This is a genomic window from Synechococcus sp. BA-120 BA3 (assembly GCF_034931285.1).
In the GTDB taxonomy this organism is placed as follows: domain Bacteria; phylum Cyanobacteriota; class Cyanobacteriia; order PCC-6307; family Cyanobiaceae; genus Cyanobium.
This window is the reverse complement of record NZ_JAYGHZ010000099.1, coordinates 1-4305: the sequence shown is the minus strand read 5'-3', so window position 1 is coordinate 4305 and position 4305 is coordinate 1. Positions and strand designations below refer to the sequence as shown.

At 69.9% G+C, this 4305-nt stretch carries 6 protein-coding genes, 1 tRNA gene and 1 pseudogene; 3 read left to right on the top strand and 5 right to left on the bottom strand.

Annotated features, from left to right (window positions below; genetic code table 11):
* Positions 1–128: 128 nt before the first annotated feature.
* The 4 genes and pseudogenes from VB737_RS05715 to minD all read right to left on the bottom strand — a co-directional run bounded on the left by VB737_RS05715 (position 129) and on the right by minD (position 1723).
* A tRNA-Thr gene (locus VB737_RS05715) sits at positions 129–200 on the bottom strand.
* 23 nt (positions 201–223) lie between these two features.
* Positions 224–427: a response regulator transcription factor gene (locus tag VB737_RS05710; RefSeq protein WP_500311877.1), complete on the bottom strand. Its 204-nt coding sequence runs from the start codon at positions 425–427 to the stop codon at positions 224–226.
* Between the two features lie 202 nt (positions 428–629).
* Positions 630–884, bottom strand: a pseudogene (gene minE, locus VB737_RS05705) (cell division topological specificity factor MinE); the annotation flags it as partial.
* 5 nt (positions 885–889) lie between these two features.
* Positions 890–1723, bottom strand: coding sequence for a septum site-determining protein MinD (gene minD / locus VB737_RS05700; RefSeq protein ID WP_500311875.1), 834 nt, complete (start codon positions 1721–1723; stop codon positions 890–892).
* A gap of 90 nt (positions 1724–1813) precedes the next feature.
* Here minD and VB737_RS05695 point away from each other — a divergent pair, with 90 nt between their 5' ends.
* From VB737_RS05695 to VB737_RS05685, 3 genes are read left to right on the top strand one after another with little or no spacing between them, the layout of a single operon-like run.
* Positions 1814–2812: a phospholipase D-like domain-containing protein gene (locus VB737_RS05695; RefSeq protein WP_500311874.1), complete on the top strand. Its 999-nt coding sequence runs from the start codon at positions 1814–1816 to the stop codon at positions 2810–2812.
* Positions 2805–3401: a chromate transporter gene (locus VB737_RS05690; RefSeq protein ID WP_500311872.1), complete on the top strand. Its 597-nt coding sequence runs from the start codon at positions 2805–2807 to the stop codon at positions 3399–3401. The genes VB737_RS05695 and VB737_RS05690 overlap by 8 nt, the downstream gene beginning before the upstream one ends.
* Complete coding sequence (locus VB737_RS05685) at positions 3401–4015, top strand: chromate transporter (protein WP_500311870.1); 615 nt, start codon at positions 3401–3403, stop codon at positions 4013–4015. The genes VB737_RS05690 and VB737_RS05685 overlap by 1 nt, the downstream gene beginning before the upstream one ends.
* 7 nt (positions 4016–4022) lie before the next feature.
* On the opposite strand, the gene VB737_RS05680 is transcribed toward VB737_RS05685, so the two are convergent.
* The coding region (locus VB737_RS05680) for a septum site-determining protein MinC (RefSeq protein WP_500311868.1) at positions 4023–4305 on the bottom strand (283 nt) is incomplete at its 5' end.

Genomic DNA, 4305 nt, shown 5'->3' with positions numbered 1-4305 from the left:
GGGGGCAGCTGGGCCAGGGCCCCCGGCAGGACGATCAGCCCTGCCACCAGCCAGCTGTGGCACGCCATGGCCTCCCGTGCGCTGTGCTGGGCCGATGGTAAGGGCGGTGGCGGCGCCCATCCCAGGCAAGCCGGCTAACGGATTTGAACCGATGGCCTTCGCTTTACAAAAGCGCTGCTCTACCACTGAGCTAAGCCGGCATAGGCCTTGGGCCTGGTCCAGCCTATCCCCGGGCCAGGGCCCAGAGCAGCAGCTGGGTGCGACTGTGGCAGCCGGTCTTGGCCAGCAGATGGGAGACGTGACTCTCCACCGTGCGCGGGCTCAGCACCAGCTGGGCGGCGATGTGGCGGTTGCTGTCGCCCCGGCGCAGCAGATCGAGAACCCGCTGTTCCGCCGGGGTGATCGCCACTGGGAATGCTTCCGCCAAGGCCGGCCCTCGCTGCACTGCCTGCAGCGTTCCCGCCGGGCGTCGCCCTGGCTGCGCCGCCTCAGTCCGGATCGGCGGCGGAGGGGACCTCGGCCGGTTCGCCCGCCAGGGGAACGGCCAGCTCCTGCGGGGCGGGTTCGCCATCGGGCGCTTCGGCCATGCCGACCGCGGCGGCCGCCGCCACCAGGGCCGGCAGGGGCCGGGCCCGTTTGATCGGCAGATTGGCCACCAGGGCGGTGACCCGATCCTCGGTCTCCAGGCTCACGTCCCCTTCCTCCAGGTCGATCTCCACGTAGCGCTGCACCACTTCGAGGATCTCGCGGCGCATCTGCTCGAGCAGCTCGGGATTGAGATCGCTGCGGTCGTGGGCCAGCACCAGCTGCAACCGCTCCTTGGCCAGGGTCCCGCTGGGTTTCTGGCGCCCCAGCAACCGTTGGAGGAAATCGAACAGCGTCATGGTGCTCAGAAGAGACCGGTGGTCTTGCGGATCTTGTTCATCAGGCGGGCACGCAGGCCCCTGCGGGCCTTGGAGGGGTCCTCCAGGGGAACGTCCTCGCCCCGCAGGCGCCGGGCGATGTTCTGGTAGGCCTTCGCGGCGGGGGATCCGTTGCCGTTGAGGGTGAGCGGTTCCCCCCGGTTGGTGGACACGATCACCTGCTCGTCCTCCACCACCAGGCCCACCAGGGGCAGGGCCAGGATGTCGGTGACGTCATCGACGCCCAGCATCTCCTGGCTGGCCATCATGCGGGGCCGCACCCTGTTCAGCACCAGCTGCACCGGCGCCACGCCCCGGGTGTTGAGCAGGCCGATCACCCGGTCGGCATCCCGCACGGCCGACACTTCCGGGGTGGTGATCACGATCGCCTCGCGGGCCGCAGCGGCGGCGTTCTTGAAGCCGTCCTCGATCCCGGCCGGGCAGTCGATGAGAACGAAATCAGCCCGCTCCGCCACCATGGCGACGATGCGCTGCATGTCCTCGGGGGTGAGCCACTCGAGCATCCGGGGATTGCCGGCGGGCAGCAGGGAGAGATTCGGTTCCTGCTTGTGCTTCACCAGGGCCTGCTCCAGCCGGCAGGTTTCGGCCAGCACCTCCTGGGCCGTGTAGACGATGCGGTTTTCCAGGCCGAGCAGCAGATCGAGGTTGCGCAGGCCGAAATCGGCGTCGAGCACCACGGTGCGCTCCCCCAGCCGGGCCAGGGCAATCCCCAGGTTGGCGGTGAGGGTCGTCTTGCCGACGCCCCCCTTGCCGGAGCAGATGAGAATGATGCGGGCGGGTGCTGACGTCACGGCGTCCACGGGCGTCGGGGCAGGCTAATCCCACCCGGCGGAACGGCTGTGCCAAGGCCCTGAACTGCCGCTAGAAAGGCCCATCCCCTCCTCCTTGCGATGACCACTGCCCCCCACCGGCCCCAGCGGCTGCTGGTGATGCCCGACGACGGTGTGGATGCGGTGGTCGCGCTGATCGAGACCGCCAGCGAGCAGCTGCTCCTCAAGCAGTTCAAGCTGCAGTCGGTGGCGGTGGAGGAGGCCCTGCGGCGGGCCCGGGAGCGGGGGGTGGAGGTGCGGGTCATGCTCAACCCCCACACCTCCGGCGGCGACCGCTGGAACGATGAGGCCTTCGCCCGCCTCCAGGACTGGGGCATCGAGACCGCCTGGACCAGTGAGGCCTTCCCGGTGACCCACGAGAAATCGATGGTGGTCGACCGGCACACCGCCCTGGTGGCCACCTTCAACCTGGCCGACAAGTACTTCACCGAGACCCGCGACTACGGGGTGCTCACCTATAACCCGGACGTGGTGGCCCAGGTGACCGCCGGTTTCGAGGCCGACTGGCAGCGCGTCTTCTTCCAGCCCGATCTGGGGGTGGGGCTGGTGTGGAGCAGCGCCCACAGCCGCGGCCAGATGGCCCGCATCGTCGATGCCGCCACCCGCACCCTCTGGATCCAGCACCCCAAGTTCGTCGATGCGGTGATCCTGGAGCGGATCATCAGTGCCCGGGAGCGGGGGGTGAAGGTGCGGGTGCTGTGCGGCGGCAAGCACGGCATCAGCGACTGGGACATCTACGACACCTTCTCCTCGCTGCGGGTGATGCAGCGCTTCGGCGTCAAGGTGCGGCGCCAGCAGCGGCCCAAGCTGCACGCCAAGCTGATCCTGGTGGATGGGGCCTTCGCCCAGACGGGCTCGATGAACATCGACCGCAGTGCCTTCGATCTGCGCCGCGAACTGGGCATCGAGAGCGACGCCCCCGAGGTGGTGGCGCGGCTGCGCGAGATGTTCGAGATCGACTGGGAGAACGCCGAGAAGTACAACGCCCCCGATCCCCTCGACCCCAAATATCACGAGGAAGGGGAACTGCCTCCGGATCCCCATTTCGTCCATGACTGAGTCCCCCGCCCCCGCCCCGACGGCCGCTCCCCCCGGGCTGCGGCAGCTGTTCACGGGCATGCTGATGGTGGCCCTGTCCGCCTTCGGCGGCGGCCTCTCGGCCTGGAGCCAGCGGATCATCGTCGAGCAGCGCCGCTGGATGAGCAACGAGGAGTTCCTCACCGGGCTCACCGTGGCCCGGCTCTTCCCCGGCCCCAACCAGATCAACATGGCCGTCTACGTCGGCACCTTCTTCCAAGGCCTGCCCGGGGCCCTGGCGGCCCTGGCGGGGATGCTGCTGGTGCCCTTCACCCTGCTGATGGCGGTCGGCCTGCTGTACTTCCAGTTCCACACCCTGCCCGCCCTCGACCGGGTGCTGGCGGGGGTGGTGGCGGCGGCGGCGGGGATGGCCCTGTCGATGGGCTTCAAGATCCTCGATGAGTACGGGAAGGATCCGGTGGCCCTGCTGCTGGCGGCGGTCACCTTCGTGCTGATGACGTTCTTCCACGTCCGGCTGGTGCCGCTGGTGCTGGTGGCCGGCCCCCTGGCGATGGCCTGGTACTGGCCGCGACGGTCCCAGCCCGGGCCCCCGGCCGGGGAGCCACGCTGATGCCGCCCCTGCTGCTGACGGCCGCCGCCGAGGCAACCAGCTGCGCTCCCATGCGGCTGAACGATCTCGGCCACCTGCTGCAGGTGATGGGCACCTTTCTCGGCCTGTCGCTGTTCTCCCTGGGGGGCGGCAACACCCTGCTGGCCGAGTACCACCACCTCAGCGTCGTCCAGTACTGCTGGCTGAGGCCCTCCCAGTTCGCCGACCTCTACGCCCTGGCCGAAGCGGCCCCCGGCCCCAGTTCGATGATCGTGGGGCTGCTGGGCATGGGGGCCGGCTGGCCCGAGGGGCCCGGCTGGGCCCTGCTGAGTGCCTATGGCGCCGAGATCGCCATCCTGCTGCCCTCCACCCTGTTGATGGTGGTGGCCTGCCTGAGCTGGAACCGGCTGCGGGACTCCCCCTGGCGGGTGGCCTTCGAGCGGGGCCTGGGCCCCATCACCCTGGGCATCCTGTTCGCTGTTGGGGTCAAGATCCTCCAGACCGCCGACACCAACGCCCCCGGGGTGGTGGTGTCCCTGCTGGTGTGCGTGCTGATGTTGCGCACCCGGATCTCGCCGCTCTGGTTCATGGCGGTGGCCGGCGGGCTCGGGGCCTTCGGCCTGATCAACCGCTGATCTCCACTCAGCCGCTGAAGTCAGGCGATGCCGGATCGATGCGGATCTCCCCGTCCACCAGCCGGGCCTGCTCGGCCAGCCCGGGGGGCGGCAGACCCTCGGGGCCCCGGGCCACCACATCGGCGATGCGCAGCTGCAGGGGCCGCAGCTGCAGGGCCACGATGCGGGCCCCCCGATCCCCGCCGACGCCGGCATGGGCCACGCCCCGCAGCCGCCCCCACACCAGGACGTTGGCGGCGGCGCTGATCCGGGCGCCGGGGTTCACATCCCCCAGTAGCAGCACCGAACCC

Bases quoted from the DNA above. Each gene is read 5' to 3' on its own strand.
- VB737_RS05695 (WP_500311874.1), top strand. From the start codon at position 1,814: ATGACCACTGCCCCCCACCGGCCCCAGCGGCTGCTGGTGATGCCCGAC.
- VB737_RS05690 (WP_500311872.1), top strand. From the start codon at position 2,805: ATGACTGAGTCCCCCGCCCCCGCCCCGACGGCCGCTCCCCCCGGGCTG.
- VB737_RS05685 (WP_500311870.1), top strand. From the start codon at position 3,401: ATGCCGCCCCTGCTGCTGACGGCCGCCGCCGAGGCAACCAGCTGCGCT.